Here is a 17,588-nt window from a genome sequence, read left to right as displayed (position 1 = left end):
GTTTTTCTGATAAAATGTGTGTGAAAGGGTGATGAGCTTGAAGCGGATATTGCACATGACAGGCATTTTTTTGATTGCAGCGGCCGTCATTTTGTCCGGATTCATTATCAGCGATGTCGCTTATGATCCGTTTATGGAGGATTCGCAGTCGATGCTTTTCTTTACGATCGGCACATACCTCACCACTCCGTTTTTTTGCTTCATCGGCGGATTCATTTTGCTAGGCATCGGCAAATTGATCGACTTGCAGGAGAAGCACAATGCCATAGTAACCGAGCGGCTCGGCATCATTTGCCAAAACGTCACAGCGGGCGAACATGCACGCGAGGAAAACGAGACCGCCCAACTTACCGCCCGCACGGTTGAAACAGATTCATTCACTCTTCCTGCAGATGAGGACCGAAAATATTGGAACGGCTGAAAAACGGCTTTCTTGAGAAAGCTGTTTTTTGTTTTGTCAGTCGACAAGTTTGTTTCGGTGGGCGTAGACTGCGGCTTGTGTCCGGTCGTCGACTTCAAGCTTGGAAAGGATGTTTGTCACATGCGTTTTAACTGTTTTAATGGTGATAAATAATTCTTCGGCAATATCTTTGTTCGTTTTGCCTTCTGCTACATGCTTGAGAATTTCCAATTCTCTCGCTGTCAGCGATTGATGAAGGGGCTGTTCGCCGGCTGAATGTCTCAGCTTGGACAACACTTTTCCTGCGACTTTGGCTTCAAGCTTTGGTTCTCCAACGCTCGCAGCCCTGATCGCATCGGCGATTTCACTCGCTTTCGACGTTTTCAGCAAATAGCTGAGCGCTCCGGCTTCGATGACCGGATAGACCTTGTCATCATCAACGAAGCTCGTCAGAACGATAATTTTCGGATCGGCAAGCTGCCGGCAAATTTCTTTCGTGGCCTCAATTCCGTCCATCCCTTCCATCACAAGATCCATCAAAATCACGTCGGGTTTGGTTTCAAGTGCCAATTCAACGCCGCGCTTCCCGTCTGATGCTTCTCCAATCACTTCAATATCAGGCTGGGATTCCAGGAAAGCGGCCAGCCCCATTCTCACCATTTCATGATCATCAATTAACAATACTCGAATCACCTTTTAAGCCTCTCCTTTTTGTTGTTCAAAAATCGGAACCTTTACATCAACCTGTGTTCCTTTTCCCGTAAATGAAATGATTTCGGCCACTCCGCCGACTTCACTGGCCCTTTCCTTGATCGAGTTCAGCCCGTATGAAGATGTTTTGACGGCGTCCATCATAAATCCTTCACCGTTGTCAATGACTTTCAACTGGAGCTGCTTGTTCCTGAGCAGCAGTCTGACGGTGACTTTTGTCGCTTTTGAATGCCGGAACACGTTTGAGAGCGCTTCTTGAACGATCCTGAACAGGTGGTCTTCCACACCTTTCGGAAGTTTGCCTGCATCCTCGATCTCCCAATCGATGTCGACCGACTGTTTCGCTTTAAATTCTTTCAAAAGGTCTGCAAGCCCTTCTTTTAAACCTTTCCCTTCAAGGGTAACAGGTCGTAAATGCAAAAGCAGCGCCCTCATTTCATTCTGGGCGTCGGCCGCCATTTTTTCGACCATTTTCAGCCTTTGAGCGAGCTTTTCGTCAGCGGCAGCATCGATCCCCTCCAATACCGCCGAAGTCATCATGGAAATCGCAAACAGCTGCTGGCTCACCGCATCATGCAATTCGCGCGCAAGACGCTGCCGCTCTTCAGAGATCACCGATTTTTTCATTTGATCCTGCCATTCCGCTCTCTCGTTGGACAGCTTTTGCAAAGAGGCGACCTGTCTTTCGATCCGTTTGGCCATCTCATTGAGCTGGTCGGCGGCCAGTCCGATCTCATCGTCTCCAAGCGACGGAATCCGGTAGGCAAAGTTGCCGTTTTCGTACTTTAGAATGGATTCGATCAGCTTTTCAAGCCGTTTTTTCAGCTGATTGCCGAACATATAACCTGAGCCGAATCCGACAGCTGCGCTGATCAATGCGAGAAGCGCGATAAAAGGAATCCCGAACCACCTGGAAACGATAAGCACCCTCGGATCCAGCTGGTAGTAAAACAGCATAAAACCCAATACAGCAAGAAAAATCGTAAAGCTGACACCTAGGGATAAGCGGACGGCGCGCCATTGAATGTTTGCAAGCCTGTTCGTTCTCATATGAACCGCACATCCACATCGCCGATAAACAGCGAAATCGAAATTTTGACCCGTCGTGCCGACTGCTCGTAATTCTCTGTCTCGGTATAGATTTGATTGCCGATGCCGCTTTTTCGGCCGCCGATAACGTCAATGTCTCCAATGAACGCAGAGGAGCTGATGGACACTTCAAGGTCGGACGGGATGTAAATATCGACATCTCCGATCAACCCCGTGATGACGATGGTGTTTTCTCCCTCTGAAATAATCGCTTTTGACAAATCGATTTTCACGTCACCGATAAACCCGGAGATATTCAAGTCATTTAAGTCAAAAGGTGTTTTCATCAATTTTACATCACCGAAAAAAAAGCTGCGCTGTCCCGGGCTGTTCTTCTCCTGAAGCGGCTTGGAATCCGTCTTTTCCTTCTCCCTGCCTTTCGGCTTATGGCGATCAAATACCGGCTGATTTGTCACCAGCCGGTACCCCGCATAAATTAAGAAAGCGGCAAAGAAGAAGCCGAACAGGCTGAATGTAATGCTGAAGATGTTCTTCAGCAGCAGAAAGCCCGCAAAGATATACATGACAGACCCGAGCCAGCGGCGGGAATATTTATGGAGAAAATAACCGGCAAAAAGAAAAGCGAGCGGCCAGAATAACGCGTCTCCAAGCCCGCTGTTTTGCAAAAATATGCTGATTCCGAAGAGTACGATGATCAGTCCGATCAGCTGGTTTTTAGTAAGTCGCATGCTGACTCGAGCCCCCTTTCTTTTTGTTGATTACTCAATTGAGACATTCCCGCTCGTGATGGAGATGTCGATTTTATTTTTTCCATTTCCTTTTTTTCCAGTCAGTGTCCGCTTCTCATTGGCAACTTGATCAAATGAATAGGAATGACTGATGTTTCCGCTTGTCGACTCGGCTTTAAGACTGATGTCGGCATCATCGGGAAGTTTAAGCTTGGTGTTTCCGGATGTTTGTTTGATGCTCAGAGGATCATTGATCTCTGTAAAAGAAGCGCGCAAATTGCCTGAAGTCTGTTTGATGCTCAGTCTGCCGGTGACATTTTCAAGTTTTGTATGACCGGATGTGGAGCGGATGTCGCCTTCTGTGGTTTGAACGTTTTCCAGCCTGACCGACCCCGAGGTCCCTTTTACAGAAAGGTCTACCGCCTGAAGATCATCGGCCTTGAGGCTGCCGCTTCCCGACTTCAAGGCTACATTTCGCAAATGCAGACCGCCGCCGGACAGTTTGACATTTCCGCTTCCCGAAGAAATCGCCAGATCTTCTTTATATTCAGAAGGAATCTTGACAATCAGCTCTTTTTTACTCCAGAAAAACGGCCAAAAGCCCTTCGAATCAGCGGAAAGCCGGAGTGTACGCCCCTGTTCAGACGAATCAAGCCGGACGTTTTTTCCCGAAATCTCAGCTTTTATATCATCGCGGTTTTCAGCTTGAATGTTGACTGTTATGCTCTTTGCATCAATGTCAATTTTATCGATGTCTTTTCCCTGTGCATGATATGTGCGGGCTGACTCGTCATCGAAGCCGAAGAATGAAAAGCCTTCGCGCCCATTCAACATCATCCCGACAAGGATAAGAATGCCGGCGATAATCAGCAGTTTTCCAACCGTTTTTTTCATTTAGATTACCCTTTCGGCTAGTAAGTGTATGCTCCTTATTATAAGGAAAATGATCTATGAAAGAAATCAAAAATTGCATAAGGGGCCTATGAGAGCCCCTATTCGTTTACGCATTTCCCGCAGGCGTCTGCTTTTCCAAGCCTGTCTTTTTAGCCCTCATTTTTTCCAGCTCTTCTTCTACCTCTTTTGCATATTCAAGGCGGCCGAATGGGCTGCTTGATGAAGCGGATAATTCAGCATAACTGTTCGCCTTTGTTTCCATCTCTTCAATGCGGTTTTCCATTCTCATAAATTCCCGGTAGGCGCTTTCGCTGTCGATTTTATTAAATGATGCATTCATATGTTCTTTCGCTTTTACCGCGTTTGCCCTGGCGATCAGCGCATGCTTGCGGTCTTTGACATCGCGCAGTTTAATTTCGAGTGTCTCAAGCTGTTCCTTTAATTCGGCAAGCTGCTTTTTCGCGTGCTGGTGAGCGTCCTTATATTCGGCAGCTTTTTCTTCAAAATACTTCATTTCTGAGAGCGCCTTTTTAGCAAGTTCTTCTTCACCCGCATCAAAAGCGAGCTGAGCCTGGTTTCTTCGCTTGACAGCAAGCTTTTCGGCTTCTTCCACTTTTCCTTTAAAACTATGTTCAATTGTCTGCTGCTTGACAATGGTATGCTTCGCCTTAGCGATATCACTTTCCATGTCGCGTACGTATTGATTCAGCATCACCCGGGGGTTCTCAAGTTTATCCAATCCTTCATTTACTGATGCGACAAACATGTCTCTGATTCTTTTTAAAGCCATGATCTCGTCCTCCTAAAATATTATTTATTCTTTTTCAAAAAGTCTTCCCACTCTGCATCAAAGCCTGTGTCATATGAAGCTGCAGAAGGCTCCGTTTTCTCTGAATAAAGGATGTCATTCTGTTTGTCATCCTGCTTCATCATTTTCCATCCGAAATAAACCATCGCTGCAGCAACCGCGATGCCGATCAGAAACGGCAATGACCCTCCCAAAAACATGATGCCGAAGATCGCGGCCAGTACCGCGGCAAACTGGCGCCCTTCCTTCCATTTTTTCACGGAATAGAATAGAAGCAATGCTCCAATAGCACCTGTAACCAATCCGCCGAAATGGCCTCCGCCGAAAAACAGGGAGACGCCAAAAAGGATTAGAAAAAAGCCGATGATGGACTTTCCATTTATATTCATATTTGCTCCTCCTTTCTCGTTCATGTCTTTACTATAGTCAATTTCAGGCTTCGACAAAACGAGTCACAGATTGATTTTGCTGTACGACCCTAGTCGTACGGCACATCGGACCCGCTCGCATAAAAAGACCGCTCATCTCAGCCAGAGAGCGGTCTTTCTGCACGTTGCCTTGCTATGATTCAACTTTAGGATTCCAGCCGTCCAATACGTTTTCAATTGTCCATTTCTCAGCCTCATGATCGGCAAGCTGCCTTCGATCCTCATGTGATATCGCACCAGGACCCGTATTCTCGTATTCATACAATCTGGCATCGGCTGCCGAAAAGCCCGACATATCCGTCCATCCTTCAGGCTTGATGTGTGCGCCTAAATCGCAGCGGTGATATAGTACACTGGCGATGGCGTCGGGGTCTCCTCCCGGATGCCAAGGGCGCCCGAGGTATACCGTTCCATCTGAGGCATCGCTTGTCAGTCTGCAGTTCGTCATCAATAAACCGAACGGCTTTGCGATATGCGTGCTCGCAGCTGTTACATAACCGTTATTGGTAGCGGACCCGCGGTCAGCGCTATGGATCTGGCACTCTTCAAACACGGCTCTTGCTCCTCCGAAAATGAAATCGACATCGCCTTCTATATAGCATTGATAAAAATATTGTGTACCGTCATTGACAAACAGTGTATCTTGTCTGCCTATAAACCTGACATGTTTGAACGTCATCCTGTTTCCTTTCGCATAAACCGCCACCGCTTGTGTATCGGTCGTATCGACTTTCGTGCGGTCGAACGAGTTTTCAAACGTCAGATTTTCAGCTTCAACATGATCCGCATAAATAAACACGCTTGAACTTCCGGTCGTGCCGTATTTCCCTCCTCCTTCCTTTTCTTTTCCGGCATAGTTGTCATACGTAATCACAGTCTCGTAACGATCTTCGCCGATCAGCTTCACAAACGGCTTTGTAGCCGGAATATGAACGACTTCTTTGTAAACTCCTTTTTTAATGAATATCACTTTCTGTTCCCGACTGTACTCAGGCAAAGCATCGATCGCCTCTTGAACGGTTTGAAATTCGCCGTCTCCATCCTTCGAAACCGTCAGCCGTATAGCAGCTGCCTCCCGATTAACCACTTGAACACTCCCTCTCTTTGAAAACGCTTACTTAAAGATTTACGACAAAAAGCCGTTTTCCCCTGCCGGAAAACGGCTTGATTTGATCAATCGGCCCATTTCTGTTCGATAACGATTGGCGGATTTCTCATTCATGAGTTTTTCTTTGTCCGGAATACATCAGCGCTTCGTTCATATTCGACATCCACTTCCCCGAGCCGGTGATTGACAATGCGCGCCGCCGCAAATAAATAATCGGACAGCCGGTTGACGTATGGCAGCGCAAGCGGCGGAATGTCTTCTTCTTTGGCCAAAGCGACAATCTTTCGTTCAGCTCTTCTGATGACCGTTCTCGCCGCATGCAAAAATGATGCCGCTTCTGTTCCGCCCGGAAGAATAAACTTGGTCAGCCGCGGTGCTTCCTCGACATAGGCATCAATTCGTTCTTCAAGCATGGTGATTGATTCAGTCTTGAGCTTGCCTTCTTCCTGAACATTGACATACGCCAAATCAGTGCCGCAGTCGAACAGCTCATGCTGGATGGCGGTCAACTCTGACAGAACATCTTGAAACAGCGCTTCTTCTGCTTTTAAATAAGACTGAGCCAGCCCGATGAAACTGTTTGCTTCATCCAATGTGCCGTACGCTTCCACTCTAAGATGATCTTTATCCGCCTTTCCGCCAATTAAACTAGTTTTTCCCTTATCGCCTGTTTTTGTGTATAGTTTCATTTCATTCTCCCTTCTTTATTACTTGTTTCTATAGTATACCCTGTTTCTAACGGCTGCAGGAATTGTTCCATTATGAAACAAAAAAAACGAATAGCAATTATTGAAATAAAGTTTTGTTGAATAAAGAAACACTCAATTTTATAATAGACATGAAAACGGTTTTATTCAAAGACAGGTGGGATGAGGATGGAATTGAATCAGCAAACGGCGATTATTACCGGTGCAAGCCGCGGCATCGGCAAAGCTGTTGCAGAGACGCTTGCGGATAAAGGGGCAAATGTCGTCATCAACGGGACAAACGAAGAATTGCTCAAGTCCCTTTGCACACAATTGAATACTGAGAGAAAGCGCGCTTCTTATGTTGCAGGTGATGCCAGTTTGCCAGAAACAGCCTCGCTTCTCATAGCTGAAGCAAAACAGCAGTTTGGGCGGATCGATATTTTGGTCAACAATGCGGGCATTAATTTGCGGAAAACGACCATTGATACATCGCTTGAAGAGTGGAAAAGAGTGATAGATTTAAATTTAACCGGCACCTTTCTCATGTGTCAGGCTGTCATCCCGGAGATGATCATGCAGGGCGGCGGAAAAATTGTAAACATGAGCTCAACGACGAGCAAAACACCGCATCACAATGCCTCTCCTGCTTACGGTGCATCGAAAGCAGGCATCAACTATTTAACGATGCATTTGGCAAAGGAGCTCGCTGCACACCGCATTTATGTCAACGCCGTCTGCCCGGGACCGATTGAAACGGATATGAGCAAGCAGTGGAGCGAGGAGTATCGCGCAGCTGTCATGGAGCGGATTCCGCTGAAAATGATCGGCTCACCCGAGCATGTCGCAAACGTTGTCGCCTTCCTAGCCTCTGATCAATCTGATTTTATAACGGGCGAAACCATTAATATTAACGGCGGGACCTACATGAACTAAAAAGAAGAGCCTCCTTAACTGGAAGGCTCTTCTTTTATATATATGCCGCTCAAGCGGACCGGACGGACAGCACGATCGCCTGTCTCACTGCTTCTTCTAAACTCGCAGGATCAGCTTTGCCGGTTCCCTCATTATCAAAGGCTGTTCCATGGTCAACACTCGTACGGATCATCGGCAGGCCGACTGTAATGCTCACACCGGCCTTAAGGCCAAGCGGACCGTGTCCTGGATCGTCATACATCGCCACCACTATATCAAAGTCGCCTCTCACTACTCTGAAGAAAAGCGTGCCAGCGGGCAGCGGACCGAATGCCTGCGGTCAACGCCAGGAACAATTTTCTCTTCTCCTTCTCCATGTCCAAACAAACCATTCTCACCGCCATGGGGGGTCATGCCGCATACGGAGATTTTCGGCTGCGGAATGCCTGCGCGAATGAGCGTGTCATACGCCAATTGAATTGTCGTGTACACCCGTTTCACATCACGAGGGAGTCCCTTCAAACGATTGGGACAGCCTCTCGAACTTAAATCATAAATGATATACCCTTCATTCCATCAAGTGCCGCGCGTTCAAACGGCTTTATTCTTGGCCGGCAAGGGCCCATGTTTGCGGAACACGTACATATTTAATCGCCTGACGGTAGTACGTAAAGGCAATATGCAGATCACCGTCTTTCCCCTGCTTGATCGACGGATAGGAAAATTCGCGGTTGAGCTTGTCTTTTGAGTTGTTCGTCATCGCATAACCATCGCCGACTTCGATGTTTCTTTTGACAGGCCATGTGATGCCGCCGTCCTGTGAAAGGGCCAATGTCATCGGCGCCCTCGGAGCTCCCCAAAAGGCAGGCCGCGCTTCTGTGTCAACACCTGTTTTTGTATCATCCTCCTCCTCAATTTCATCGTATAAAGATGCTCTTCTTTCGGTCGTTTCATTCGCATTCATATGATTGTATACGAGAGCAAGCGTCCCATCTTGAAGCGCTGTAAATTGAATGGAGGAGTTGTTGTTCGGCAGCTCCGTCGGCTCAGGCTCTGACCAGGTGCGGCCGTTATCAATAGAGCGGCTCGAATAAATCGAGTCTGCAAAACGGCTTCTAAACAGCGCAAGCAATGTGCCGTCGCGCAGTTTTTCAATATCCATATGAACACAGCCGGTACTGCCCGGCACCTTCACTTCCTCCCACGTCTTGCCTTTATCAGACGAAATTTTCACCGCGCTGATGTCACGGTTTCCAGTCCATTTCACGCCCGGCAAGGTGATGCAGTAAAAGACAGGCAGCAGCCAATCGCCGTTATCCAGAACAATGAGCGGCTGGCGGATAAAAGTCCCGGCTTCGGCAAACAACGTGTCAATCTTACTCCATGTCCGGCCTCTATCGTCTGAAGTCCGGTATCTGACAATCGCTGTATCCTGATTGCCGGAAAGCTGTGCCGTATACATAAGCCAAAGCCGGCCGTCAGGCTCTTGAAAAAGCACCGGATTTTGTTCGGAGCGGGAAGGATCATCTGACAGCTTTTCTGCCTGTGTCCACTCATCGCTTCCTCTTTCAAGCCTTGACATGTAAATCGATATATCAGGGATGCCTTCCTGCGTTCCCCCAAACCAGACGCACAACAGATCACCATTATCCAGCTCCAGCAGGTTGGCTGCATGGTTTTGCGGGCAGTCTGTCGGCAAAAACGCATCCTTTCTGGCCGAGTCGGTTTTATTTTCTCTGATGCGTCCATCTATCGGCAGGGAAGTTTCACTTTGTTTCATCACAATTCCTCCTCCACATTTGACTCTTTTTTCGCAGGCGAGCTGATCAGACGGTCTAATACGAGCACAATAAACGGGACAATGATGGCGATGTACATGTTATCGATGCCAAACGGATTGTCCAGTAAATACCATACCGTCGTCGTAATACCTGAAAGCGTCAGACCAATTGTTGCTCCGCGGTTTGAATTGAAATATGGCAAATAAAAGCCCATCGCCGCCACAACGGCAATTGATGTCCGAAGCGCCCTCGTAAAGAAAGAAAGCGTTAACAATTCAGGCGCCAGCGCAACGCCGAGCAGCGGAATAAAACCGATGATAATCGAAACATATCTCGTGATTTTCATGCGCTGTTCCGGTGTCGGGTTTGCTTTCGGCACATAAAAATCATCAATGATCAGCGTCGTTGTCGCCAGCGCAACCGTCGAAACGCCGACGAAAATAGACGCCACAAGGGATGTCGCCACAACCGCGCTCAGCACAGGATTCATGTGCTGCATAAACACCGGGAATGCGTAAATTGGATCAATATCCGGGTACAAATACCGTGCAGCAACGCCGATGACTCCAATGGCAATCGCAAGCGGCAGACAAAGCAGCGCTGCATACAGCGTCGACTTCTTTGCATCTTTCTCACTTTTCGATGATGTAATAGCCTGTATAATAAACTGAGTCGCGAAAATCGCCCCCATGTTGCCGATAAACCAGGCGCCGATTGTCCCCCATCCGATGCTGCCGTCCCAAGTGAAGAAATGCTCCGGCAACTGCTGCGTCATCGGCTCCCAGCCTTTTGTCAAATAGAGGGCAACCCCTAAAGTGATCAGAACCCCAGCATATTTAACAAGAGAATGCAAAATCGTCACCCAGGCAACGCCCTTCATTCCGCCAAACGTAAAATAAAAGGTGCTGACAATCGCTGTAATGATCGCACACGTCATCAGCGGCAAACCTAAAATAGACGAAATTGCCGCCGATCCGCTTAAATAGTTTCCAAGATTCACAAGTAAAAGGGCTACAATCATAATGATAGAAACGACTAGCTTGGTCGAACGGCCAAACTTTTCACTAATAATGCCGGAGATCGTATATTGGCCTGTTTTATAAAATTTCCCGGCTAAGAAGTAGGAAAAAATAAAAAATGCAATCGAGACCGTTACAATCGACCATGAAGCCGCTAAACCATGTGTATAAGCTGATTCAGCGGTCCCAATTGTCGATTTGGTGCCGATGAATTCACTCATCAGCAGAATGCCGACAACAATCGCCGGCAGCGTTTTGGCAGCATTGTTGAATTCCGAACTTGATTTACTGCGAAACCGCATCGTCAGCCACGTCGTAAAAAGAATGTAAACCACAATCACTACCAAAATAAACGTTATGATCGAACCGCTTAAGACATCCACCCAAACTCCCCCTTTGTTTGTGAGCCATTTACAGGCTCATGGTGAAAACCATGTACAGATCCCGACCTACATATCCAGCAATTTCAAATAGACGGCTTCAATCTCCGCAATGGACATCGGCTTTGGATTGTTATCCATGAGCCGTTTGACGTCGGCTGCCGCCTCTGCAAGCGATGGAACATCCTCTTTTGATACCCCGAATGTCTTTAAATTTTGCGGAATGTTCAAATCAGCGGTCCACTCTTCAATTTTCCGTATGACCCGCTCTGCTTGACTTGCCTTCGAACCCTTTGGTTCAATTCCAATCACGCCAGCCACATCCGAAAGACGGTCAATCACATGATCCGCATTGAAGGCCGTTACATGCGGAAGCAGCATTGAATTGGCCACCCCGTGCGAAATTTTGTATTTTCCCCCGAGCGGGTAAGCCATCGCATGAACCGCCGCTGTTCCTGCGCTTGTCAAGGCCATTCCGCCATACATGGCGCCAATGAGCATTTTTTCTCTCGCTTCCAGATTATCTCCATGATGGTAGGCCTCCTGAATACTGGAGGAAATCAGTCTCATAGATTCAAGCGCAAACATGTCGCTGAATGGGTTTGCTTTGTTGGAAATATAGGATTCGAGTGCGTGTGTAAATGCATCCATTCCGGTTGCAGCTGTGATCGCTTTTGGAAGACCGGTCGTCAAAACCGGATCTAAAATCACAACCGACGGCAGCAGATAGGGACTGACCATACCAATCTTTAATTCTTTCTCCGGGAACGTCACAATCGCATTCGGCGTCACCTCTGACCCTGTTCCGGATGTTGTCGGAATCAGCACAAGCGGAACGCCGGGCTTTTCAACAAGATTCGTGCCAATCAAAGCAGAAATCGGTTTTTCATTTGTTTTCAGAACAGAGAGGATTTTAGCCGCATCTAGCACACTGCCTCCGCCAATTCCTAGAATCGCGTCATGGCCTCCTTCAGAAAAAAGCTGAAAAACCTCTTCGATATTTTGTTCCGTCGGCTCCGGCTGTATATCGGTGTTAATTTCACTTGAGATGCCTTTTTCGGCCAGCACCTCTTTCATTTGGTCTGCATAGCCGAGAGAAACGATCGACGGCTGAGTTAAAATAAACACCGAACGAATCTGATTCAAGCCGGTCTGATCTAAGTGATCGCCAAGCAAATTGAGTGAATGTGCACCAGCCTCAATTCGGGCGGCCGTTTGAAAATGATAAAGCGTCTTCATAACCTCACTGCTCCTTTGCCATTTTTACTTCAATTCCGTAGCCTTCGAGCATCTTTTTTACTTTTAGCAGCGGCTCTCCCGACAGCTCTGCAATCGGACTTTTAGGCGGCCCGACGGCAATGCCGGCAAGCTCTGCTGCTTTTTTTAGCGGTGCCGGCAGTGAACCGAGTGAAAACGTATCACGAAGCGGTTGCAGCTGCTGTTGATAGCGCTCGCTCTCTTCAATGTTTCCTTGTTTAAAAGATTCATAGATTGAAACAACGGTTTTGGGAAGCACATTGGCTGTGGCAGCTACAGCACCTGTTCCACCCGCCTTCAATGTGTCTAAAATCAATGAATCAGTTCCTGCCAGGACGGAAAAGGACTGTTCTTTTGTACGCTCAAGATACGCCTTAATATTGGCGAAGCTGCCGCTGCTGTCCTTAATGCCGATAATGTTCGGCAATGCCGCAAGCCTTTCAACCGTTTCGGGCTCCAGTGATACGCCTGTTCTCGACGGAATGTTGTAGAGCAGGACGGGAAGCGTGACATTTTCAGAAACCGTGCGGAAGTGCTGATACAATTCCTCCTGCGAAGGTGCGACAAAGTATGGCGTAATAATCGAAAGAACATCCGCTCCGATATCCGCCATTTGATTGGATAAGGAAATGGTCGCCTCAGTACTGTTTTCTCCTGCCCCGATGAAAACAGGCACTCGTTTATTAACCGCTTTTACAACTGTTTCAGCAATTTGAAGCTTTTCCTCTTGCGAGAATAAATGAAATTCGCCATTTGTCCCTAAAGCAAAAATGCCATGGACGCCTGAATCAATAAGATCATTCACCAGCTTTTCGGCTGCGCCCGCATGAAAAGCCTGTTCTTTTGTAAGCGGTGTCAGTATGGCAGGGATAATCCCCTCTACTTTCAAGTGATCTCGCCTCCTCTGTTGCATTTTTAAACATTCAAATAGTAAAACGCTTTCACAAATTTTATTATAAAGGTGTTATGATTCATTTAACAACACATTTTTTCGAATTCGGGACAAAAGAATGAAACCTCACCTTCAGCTGATGCGTTTTAAAACAATAAAAAAACCTGTCCAAAGACAGGCCCAAATTTAACCTTTTAAAACTTTCACACAAGCCGCTGTTTTATTTTGAATTTCTGTAAAAAAGGCAGTTTGATACGCTGACCGGCCGGATTGAGTGGCCGCTACAAGCACATCGCTGCACGGAATATGGTGCTCGGCTGCGGCATTTGCTGCAGCACTTATCGCCGTTACAAATTGACCATCTTGCAAACAGCCGTCAACTAACACCCATATGATCAAACGCCCCGCCGTATCTTTCATACCGACGATGCAAAGATCACCCTTTTCCGACACAATATGACAGTCAGCCAATTCAGCATCATGTTGGATAAACAGCGTTTCCTGTTCATAGGCTGACAGGTCATGCGGCAATCCAGAGTTGTTTCCGCTTGCGAAGACAAGCTTTCGTCTCCATGCAAAGCCTGTTTCAGAGGACAGAAGACGCAGCGGGCGGTCTGCCGAAAATGCGATGCCATGCGGCAAATGCTGTTCAATCCGCTCTTTTAAAAAGAGGGGCTCGGTTTTCTCCGGGATGGTTTTCGCCTTGATCGTAAACTGCGGATTTGCACGCTGAGGATGGTCCAGCGTTGTGATGCCCGTATCATACACTCTTCCGATACCCTCGGCAGAAAGGGCGGCTTCCGGGCGGTCAAGAACTTCCGCCTTTCCATCTTTCAACAACAGGAGGCGGTCACAGTATAAACTCGCAATATTCACATCATGAAACACCCCGACCACTGCGAGTTTGGATGCAGCCGTTTCTTGTTTCATTAAATCAAGCAGACTCTTTTGAAATGACAAATCGAGAAAACTCGTCGGTTCATCAAGCAGCAAATATTCGGGTTCCTGGGCAAGTGCCTGTGCTAAATACACCCGCTGCTGCTCTCCGCCGCTCAGCTCATGAATGGATTTTTGAGCGAAACGAAGCGTGTCTGTCTGCTTCATCACCCTCTTCACGATATCATGGTCTTCCGCTGTCAGCTGCCGAAAAAGGCCTGATTGATACGCGTAGCGGCCAAACTGTACCGTTTCCTCCACCGTAAAGGAAAAGGCCTGCTCCGTTTTTTGAGGAAGGACCGCCATTTTGCGAGCGAGCTCTTTCGTTTGGTACGCCCCGACTGAACGGCATTCAAGCAGCACCTCGCCGCTTCGAGGCGCGATTGTTCCCGACAACATTTTCAGCAAAGTAGTTTTTCCGCTGCCGTTCGGACCAAGAATTCCTAAAAATTCACCCGGCTTTACAGCAAAGCTGATGTCCTGTAAGACATCCGTTTTTCCGTAGCCGCCGGACACACGGATGACATCAATCATGAATTCGCCCTCCCCGGTAGCGCCGAATCAAAATAAACCCGAAAACAGGCGCTCCTATCAGTGCGGTAATAATACCGATCGGCAGCTCGGACGGCTCAATGATGGTTCTCGACAAAAGATCTGACAGCACAAGGAACGAAGCACCGTTCAGCATCGAGAGCGGCAGAAGATGACGGTGATCCGTAATAGAGAAAAGCCGGATAAAATGCGGAATGACGAGACCGACAAAGCCAATGGTTCCAGACACAGCAACCGCACTGCCAGTTAAAATAGCTCCCGCCAACAGAACGACATACTTACTTCGCTTCACATTCACACCGAGGAGCCTCGCTTTTTCCTCGCCATAAGTCATCACATTCAGTTCTCTCCCGCTGATCAAAAGCGCGGCAGCACCAACCGCAAAAAAGGGCAGAAACAGCGCGATATAACCCCAGCCTCTCATCGATACACTGCCGAGCAGCCAGTGGACGATCGGTTTTAAATCATCGCCGGTCAATGCGATCATGAGAGAAATAAGCGCACCCAAAAAAGAACTGAAGATGATTCCTGTCAAAATCAAAGCAGACAGGGTCAATGAAGGGTGTACGAGCCGCGCAAAGAACAAAACCAAAAAAATCACGACAACGGCCGCGGCAACGCTTAAAAACGGCAGTGTAAAACTTCCGATCACCGGCAGCTGAATCCCAAAAAACAGCGTGACCACTGCACCGACGGCCGCGCCTGACGAAATGCCGAGCGTATACGGATCTGCGAGCGGGTTTTTCAAGAGCCCCTGAAACCCGGCTCCCGCAGCAGCAAGCCCCGCGCCGACAAGAGCGGCCAGCACCACCCTCGGCAGTCTGATTTTCATGATGATGTTCGCCTCTGTCGGATCGGGATTTAACCCTTGAATACCAAACCATTCGTTCAAAAAAACCTTGATAATAGAAGGAATGGGAATCTCCAAAGATCCGATAGAGATTCCCATAAGAACAGATGCCGACAGAAACATCAGGCTGAAGGCATATGCCGCGAAGCGGTTATTTTTTAAAAACGTCAGGGTAAATATGTTCAGCAAGCTCTTCGACCCCTTTGATCAATCGCGGCCCCGGACGGGTCACGAGGTCAGGGTCCACGTCGTATACTTCGTTATTTTTGACCGCTTTTACACCGTTCCAGCCGCTTCGTTTTTTAATTTCGCTGACTGCGGATTTACCGTTTGTCGTCACGATCGCATCGGGATTCAGCTTGACGATCGCTTCTTCCGTTATTTTGGTCCAGCCTTTCTGCGCGGAAGCGGCATTTTCCGCATGGATCGCTTCAAGCATTTCATCCATAAAGGTGCCTTTTCCGGTCGTATAAATGTCCGGAGCCGGAGACACTTCGACAAATACTTTCTTTTGATCGTCTTTAGATATGCCGGCAGCTTTTTCTTTTATGTCAGCCAGGTCAGATTTCATGCCCTTGATCAGGCTTGCCGCTTGATCCTCTGCACCGGCAGCTTTTCCGATCATTTCGATGGACTGGTACGCCTCTTTAAAAGAGGCCGCATCATTCACGGTCACCACCGTAATTCCTGCATCCTCCAGCTGCTTTAGCCCTTCTTTGGCACTCTGCATGCTCGATGCGTGGGCCAAGACCAAGTCGGGATTTAACGAAATGATTTTTTCTGTGTTGAATTCCATGCCCCCGATTTTTTCAACGTTTTTCACTTCTTTTGGATATGTATCAAAATCCGTCACGCCGACGACTTTCTTCCCCAGGCCAAGGGCGTATGTAATTTCGGTATTGCTCGGCATCAGAGAGACGATTTTCTTCGGTTCTTTTTCAATTTTGACCTCTTGTCCTGAAGCATCTTTTATGGTGACCGGAAACGCTTCAGCCGCCTTCTCCTGTTTTTGCTGTTCTGCCGGTTTTTGCGCTTGACCGCAGCCGCTAAGAACGCCGGCGGCCAACAGCAGTGACAGCAATAAAAGCCCTAACTTCTTCATTCTGCTTCCTCCTCGGGATAAAATAAAAACATCTCTACTCAGTAAAGATGCAGTAAACCAGGAACGTACAAAAAAAGAGCACATCGCTTATACCGCATCTGTCTTCGCAGATAACGCGGTCATCATCCAGGCGGTTATTCCGGCTTGCGGTTGATCGCTCCCGGCCCGCCGAACTGCTCGCGGGGGGCTCTCTCGCCGGCTCCCCTATTAGCCGCTTCTGGGCAGCGCCTTTCTGACTCATTCGTGTCCTAATTTCGGAATTATTATACTATAATCGACACAGGTCTGTATATGAGATTCTGAAAAGGAGATTTTCAACTGAAAAACGTTGTTTTTGCTAAAGTATTTACGATATATTGCATATAGAGAAAGGGTGGTTTTATGCCGATACCGAAAAACTATACGCCGCAGGTCAGACTTTCAGCAAAGGAAAAAGCGTTTCATCAATTGCAGCGCTGGATTGTCGACGGAACCCTTGAACCCGGCGAAAAAGTCACGGACGTCGATCTGGCCGAAGCGCTCGGCGTCAGCCGCACACCGGTCAGAGAAGCGCTTCAACTCCTCGAATCTCAAGGTTTTGTGGAAATGAAGCCGGGAAAAGAAACAAAGATCACGCTTATTCATCCCGATGATGCGCTGGCCGTCTATCCCCCGCTCGCACATCTTCAGGCTCTGGCGGCAGAACTGGCAACGCCGCTTTTGACTGAAGAAGAGATCGCCGAGCTCAAAAAACTCGCGGCTCAATACGAAGCCGCTTTTAAAGAGGAGCGGAACCACGATGCAGCTGAACTGGACGAACAGTTCCATCATTTGATTACAGAAGCGGCTAAAAACCCGTATGTTCTTCAGTTTTCCGCCGTTCTGCAGCTTCATGTCAGACGGATGAAGTATGTGTTTTTCAATCGGCCGTCTGCTCCGAAACTGCAGTCCGCCGCCGAGCATTGGGAAATCATCGCCGCTTTTGAAAAAAACGATCCGAAATTGGCGGCTGAAGTGATGAAAAAGAATTGGCTCCGTCCGATGGAAGATATTCATAAGATTTTAAAAGACAAGGAACAATAAAACGACAAGCACGATTTTCGACCGAGGTA

Annotated in this window: 18 protein-coding genes and 1 pseudogene; 3 read left to right on the top strand and 16 right to left on the bottom strand. The window is 47.8% G+C overall.

Going from position 1 to position 17,588, the window contains the following annotated elements; genetic code table 11:
• Positions 1-37: 37 nt before the first annotated feature.
• Positions 38-421, top strand: a complete 384-nt coding sequence (locus M1D90_RS04125) for a hypothetical protein (RefSeq protein WP_026580093.1) — start codon at positions 38-40, stop codon at positions 419-421.
• 36 nt (positions 422-457) lie between these two features.
• On the opposite strand, the gene M1D90_RS04120 is transcribed toward M1D90_RS04125, so the two are convergent.
• From M1D90_RS04120 to M1D90_RS04085, 8 genes are all read right to left on the bottom strand, one after another.
• A complete protein-coding gene (locus tag M1D90_RS04120) occupies positions 458-1,093 on the bottom strand; it encodes a response regulator (protein WP_026580094.1) in 636 nt (211 codons plus the stop codon).
• A gap of 3 nt (positions 1,094-1,096) precedes the next feature.
• A complete protein-coding gene (gene liaS, locus M1D90_RS04115) occupies positions 1,097-2,161 on the bottom strand; it encodes a two-component system sensor histidine kinase LiaS (protein ID WP_023856232.1) in 1,065 nt (354 codons plus the stop codon).
• Complete coding sequence (gene liaF, locus M1D90_RS04110) at positions 2,158-2,889, bottom strand: cell wall-active antibiotics response protein LiaF (RefSeq protein ID WP_026580095.1); 732 nt, start codon at positions 2,887-2,889, stop codon at positions 2,158-2,160. Before liaF ends, liaS begins: the two co-directional genes overlap by 4 nt.
• Before the next feature lie 30 nt (positions 2,890-2,919).
• Entirely contained in the window at positions 2,920-3,783 is an 864-nt protein-coding gene (gene liaG / locus M1D90_RS04105; protein WP_195258462.1) for a LiaG family protein, read from the bottom strand.
• 106 nt (positions 3,784-3,889) lie between these two features.
• Positions 3,890-4,573 (bottom strand): stress responsive protein LiaH, encoded by a 684-nt coding sequence (liaH, locus tag M1D90_RS04100; protein ID WP_023856235.1) that lies wholly within the window; start codon positions 4,571-4,573, stop codon positions 3,890-3,892.
• A gap of 20 nt (positions 4,574-4,593) precedes the next feature.
• On the bottom strand, positions 4,594-4,980 hold the full coding sequence (locus tag M1D90_RS04095) for a protein liaI (protein WP_023856236.1): 387 nt from the start codon (positions 4,978-4,980) through the stop codon (positions 4,594-4,596).
• Between the two features lie 172 nt (positions 4,981-5,152).
• Positions 5,153-6,106, bottom strand: a complete 954-nt coding sequence (locus tag M1D90_RS04090) for a pectinesterase family protein (RefSeq protein WP_130569247.1) — start codon at positions 6,104-6,106, stop codon at positions 5,153-5,155.
• 131 nt (positions 6,107-6,237) lie between these two features.
• Positions 6,238-6,816, bottom strand: a complete 579-nt coding sequence (locus tag M1D90_RS04085; RefSeq protein ID WP_101561488.1) for a cob(I)yrinic acid a,c-diamide adenosyltransferase — start codon at positions 6,814-6,816, stop codon at positions 6,238-6,240.
• 186 nt (positions 6,817-7,002) lie between these two features.
• On the opposite strand from M1D90_RS04085, the gene M1D90_RS04080 reads away from it, so the two are divergent.
• Complete coding sequence (locus tag M1D90_RS04080; protein WP_020452903.1) at positions 7,003-7,749, top strand: SDR family NAD(P)-dependent oxidoreductase; 747 nt, start codon at positions 7,003-7,005, stop codon at positions 7,747-7,749.
• A gap of 49 nt (positions 7,750-7,798) precedes the next feature.
• Here the strand turns inward: M1D90_RS04080 and M1D90_RS04075 are convergent.
• From M1D90_RS04075 to M1D90_RS04040, 8 genes and pseudogenes are all read right to left on the bottom strand, one after another.
• A pseudogene (locus M1D90_RS04075) lies at positions 7,799-8,226 on the bottom strand (4-hydroxythreonine-4-phosphate dehydrogenase PdxA); the annotation flags it as partial.
• Positions 8,227-8,329: 103 nt separating this feature from the next.
• Positions 8,330-9,508, bottom strand: coding sequence for a sialidase family protein (locus M1D90_RS04070; RefSeq protein ID WP_396278828.1), 1,179 nt, complete (start codon positions 9,506-9,508; stop codon positions 8,330-8,332).
• A complete protein-coding gene (locus M1D90_RS04065) occupies positions 9,508-10,911 on the bottom strand; it encodes a sodium:solute symporter family protein (protein ID WP_023856243.1) in 1,404 nt (467 codons plus the stop codon). Before M1D90_RS04065 ends, M1D90_RS04070 begins: the two co-directional genes overlap by 1 nt.
• Positions 10,912-10,977: 66 nt before the next feature.
• Positions 10,978-12,147, bottom strand: a complete 1,170-nt coding sequence (locus tag M1D90_RS04060; protein WP_023856244.1) for an iron-containing alcohol dehydrogenase — start codon at positions 12,145-12,147, stop codon at positions 10,978-10,980.
• Positions 12,148-12,151: 4 nt separating this feature from the next.
• Positions 12,152-13,054 (bottom strand): 4-hydroxy-tetrahydrodipicolinate synthase, encoded by a 903-nt coding sequence (dapA, locus tag M1D90_RS04055; RefSeq protein ID WP_023856245.1) that lies wholly within the window; start codon positions 13,052-13,054, stop codon positions 12,152-12,154.
• A 189-nt stretch (positions 13,055-13,243) separates the two neighbouring features.
• Complete coding sequence (locus tag M1D90_RS04050) at positions 13,244-14,527, bottom strand: ABC transporter ATP-binding protein (protein ID WP_456283156.1); 1,284 nt, start codon at positions 14,525-14,527, stop codon at positions 13,244-13,246.
• Positions 14,520-15,584 carry a FecCD family ABC transporter permease gene (locus M1D90_RS04045; RefSeq protein WP_026580097.1) on the bottom strand — a complete coding sequence of 355 codons (1,065 nt, stop codon included), beginning with the start codon at positions 15,582-15,584 and terminating at the stop codon, positions 14,520-14,522. The genes M1D90_RS04050 and M1D90_RS04045 overlap by 8 nt, the downstream gene beginning before the upstream one ends.
• On the bottom strand, positions 15,547-16,497 hold the full coding sequence (locus tag M1D90_RS04040; RefSeq protein ID WP_023856248.1) for an ABC transporter substrate-binding protein: 951 nt from the start codon (positions 16,495-16,497) through the stop codon (positions 15,547-15,549). Before M1D90_RS04040 ends, M1D90_RS04045 begins: the two co-directional genes overlap by 38 nt.
• A gap of 381 nt (positions 16,498-16,878) precedes the next feature.
• Between M1D90_RS04040 and M1D90_RS04035 the strand changes: the two genes are divergently transcribed.
• On the top strand, positions 16,879-17,559 hold the full coding sequence (locus M1D90_RS04035; RefSeq protein WP_101561484.1) for a GntR family transcriptional regulator: 681 nt from the start codon (positions 16,879-16,881) through the stop codon (positions 17,557-17,559).
• Positions 17,560-17,588 lie beyond the last annotated feature (29 nt).

This window comes from Bacillus sp. JZ34, from assembly GCF_053903205.1.
The sequence above is the reverse complement of the archived record's forward strand: the minus strand, read 5'-3'. Positions and strand labels throughout refer to the sequence as shown.